Below are 3268 nucleotides of genomic sequence, written 5' to 3' on the forward strand. Positions count from 1 at the left end.
ATGCGGTGGCCGTGGTGCAAAACAGCGCGGATTCAGGGGACGAGCCTGGGGACGCCCGCCTGGTGGCCTATGTTGTGATGCGTGGGGGCGATACGGAAGCGGCGAGTGCTGGGAAGAGCGCTGAAGAGGTCAGTGCCCTGCGCGAACACCTGGCCGAGCGCCTGCCGTCGTATATGTTGCCCTCCTTTATCGTGCCTCTCGAACAGTTGCCTTTAACGGACAACGGCAAAGTGGATCGACGAAAACTGCCGCTGCCGGCAGAGATCCTCCCCCAGATGGCTCAGCTCCCTCCGGAAGGGGAATGCGAGGAGCGTTTGGCGAAACTTTGGCAAAACTTGTTGAAATGCCCTTCCATTGGACGCCATGACAATTTTTTTGTTATCGGCGGCCACTCACTTTTGGCGGTTCAGCTGCTCAGTGATATTCACGATGAATTTCACCTTGAAATCCCTATCCGCGTGTTTTTTGAAAACCCCTCTATTTGCGAACTTGGCAAAGTGATCGGCTATATGATCGGAGATGCAAACGACGACGACTCCGAAGGCAGTGTCGCGTTTGACGAAATCGAAATTTAAAGTCCAAAAAATAAAGATGACAATGAATCCAGTAGATGTTTTAAATACTTGTAAAGATCACGGCGTGAAAGTCACGCTCAATGAAGGCCGCCTTAAAGTTACCTCGCAGAAGAAAAAAATTCCTGCAGAAATTGTACAGTTGCTAAAAGAAAGTCGAGAAGAAGTTATTATTTTTCTCTCGAATTTTTCGTATAAAAAATACGAACTTGAAATTGAAAAGCTCAATCCTTCTAAAGCGAAAGTGCTCTCTTACGCGCAGCAGCGCCTGTGGTTCCTGGGGCAGTACACCGGTGCCAGTGCCGTCTACAATCTGCCACTGGCGCTGCGGGTGCGTGGGCAGGTCAATGAGAATGCTTTAATCAAATCAATCGAGAGTATTGTTCAGCGGCACGAGAGTTTGCGCACGCGTTTTCAGACCATCGATGGCGATGCTGTGCAAATGATTGAGGCGGATGTACCTGATATCGCTCTGGAAAAAATATCAACGGTAAATGAAGTAAAAGAGATTTCTGAAGGGGAGATGTCTTTTCCATTTGATGTGACAAAAGATCTGCTATGTCGCTCACGGCTGCTTCATTGTGTCGAAGATAACAGCTATATACTGCTGGTTGTTATGCATCACAGTGTTTCCGACGGCTGGTCCCAGGGCGTGTTGCTTCAGGAGCTGGTGACGCTTTATCAGGCATTTGACCTTGGGCGGGCCTCGCCGCTGCCACCGTTACCCATTCAATACGCAGACTATGCCCACTGGCAGCGTCAATGGTTAAAGGGCGAAATACTGGAAAAACAGTTGCACTATTGGCGCCATCAGCTCGACGACTTGCCACCGGTGCTGCACTTGCCTCTGGACCGGGCGCGCCCCCAGCAACAGAGTTTTCGCGGTCATTTTAAAAACCTTCAACTGCCTCGGCAGTTACTCGAAAAGTTGGAGAATTTCAGCCGCGAGCAAAGTGCCACGCTGTATATGACCACGCTGGCGGCCTTCGCTGTTCTCCTGGGCCGCTACAGCGGGCAACAAGAATTTGCTATTGGTACACCCATCGCCAACCGCACGCGCAAGGAGACCGAAGGACTGATCGGCTTTTTTGTCAACAGTCTGGTCTTGCGCATTGACTTGCGTGAGGATTTACCCTTTACCGAGTTTTTGGCGCGGACGAAAGAGCTGTCCTTGCAGGCTTATGCCCATCAGGACATCCCTTTCGAAATGCTCGTAGATGAACTCAGTCCCGAGCGAGATATCCAGCACTCTCCTTTGTTTCAGGTGATGTTTGCGCTGCAAAAATCCCACAGTGACAGTGTTTCTCTGCCGGGCCTTGAGCTTGAACCGCTGACTTTCGATGGCCAGCGGGAGGGTATCTCACGCTTTGATCTGACCCTGACCCTGCACGAGGGTGCCGCAGGTATTGAAGGTGGCATGGAGTACAACAGCGACCTGTTCGAGGCCGCCACCATCGCACGCTGGCTGGATCACTACCAGCGACTGCTGGCGGCCATGGTGGCGTCGCCGGAACAGCGCCTCTCGCAGTTAGTGTTTTTGAGCGAGGCCGAGCAAGGGGCGCTGATGCCCCTTCCCCCACAGGAACCCGGCGCTTTGCTGGCTTCTATCACCGGGCCAATAGCGGACCAGGAGCTTGAGTGGAAAGCGCAGGCCCTGGCCCGGGCGGTTGGGAATGAGACTCAGCTCGACCTGGGCCGACCCATCGGCCTGTGTCTGGCCAGTGATGGGGAGCACCTGGCTGCGGCCTTGCTGGGGCTGTGGCGGGCCGGGGCGACAGTGGTCCCCCTGGATGCGAATCTGCCAACCCTGGCCCTGCAATATCGTGTTGAGGACAGCGGCCTGGCGGCTATCCTCGGTGACGCTTCGGGCTCAGAGCATCTGGCCGCCTTGAGGGGTGTTCCCGTCCTGGCTCTCGAGTCTTTGCTCTCAACCACATCCGATGCCGAGCAGAGTGTCGGGACGGCCACGACCGAACCCAAACCCACCCAGAAGGCCCTGCGCTATTACCGTGTTAATGGTGCGGCCAGTGGCGAGACGTTGAGCCATGGCACCCTGGCGTGCCTGGCCCGCTGCGAGCGCCGCTGGTGGGGCGAGGGGCTGGATGCTCTCAGCCTGGCCTGCTTGCGGCTGGCGCAGCAGTGGGTGGGCGGCGAGCCCGCCGAGACCCTAAGCCCGGCCATGGGCGCCTGTGTGCTCGACCGGCACGGCCAGTTGGCGGCGCCCGGTGTTGTGGGGGAACTGCACTGGTTGAATGTGGATCTTGGCGAGGGCGATAAGTGTTCTGAGTTTTTGGGCGCGGCCTCTTTAAAGCGCGATTGTCATTCCAGCGGTCTGCCAGCCATTCCCCACTGTCGCGACGATATTGTGGAGATTGTTGCCGTCGAGTCGCCGCAGGGCTCTTCACAACTTCCGGCCAATTCCGCTACGGCGGCGGCCACTGAGGCTTTGAGCCGCCACGAAGAGATCAGCGAGGCCGCGGTACTGTGGCGTGACCAGCCGCCCTGTCGGGTGGCCTATGTGGTGCCCTGTGGCGAGTGGGCCGAGAGCGAGGACAAGGGGCTCCTGTGGTCGCGTCTGCGCCGGCACTTGCGCCTGACAGGCCAGGCTCTGCCGGAGGCCTTTGTCGCTCTTGAGGGCCTGCCGCGCGAGGCCAGCGGGCGCCTGGATCGCCGGGCCCTGCCGGAACCCGAACGCG

The 3268-nt window shown here is 57.2% G+C and carries 2 protein-coding genes and 1 pseudogene; all 3 read left to right on the forward strand.

The window, feature by feature from the left end:
• A partial coding sequence (locus ABVT36_RS18805) for a phosphopantetheine-binding protein (RefSeq protein WP_368457931.1) occupies nucleotides 1-575 on the forward strand: 575 nt, incomplete at its 5' end.
• A gap of 22 nt (nucleotides 576-597) precedes the next feature.
• Nucleotides 598-744 (forward strand): annotated as a pseudogene (locus ABVT36_RS18810) (hypothetical protein); the annotation flags it as partial.
• A 72-nt stretch (nucleotides 745-816) separates the two neighbouring features.
• Nucleotides 817-3268 (forward strand): condensation domain-containing protein (locus ABVT36_RS18815; RefSeq protein WP_368457932.1); only part of this gene is annotated, 2452 nt, incomplete at its 3' end.

Origin of the sequence: Microbulbifer sp. TYP-18 (assembly GCF_040932045.1) — a bacterium.
Classification (GTDB): Bacteria; Pseudomonadota; Gammaproteobacteria; order Pseudomonadales; family Cellvibrionaceae; genus Microbulbifer.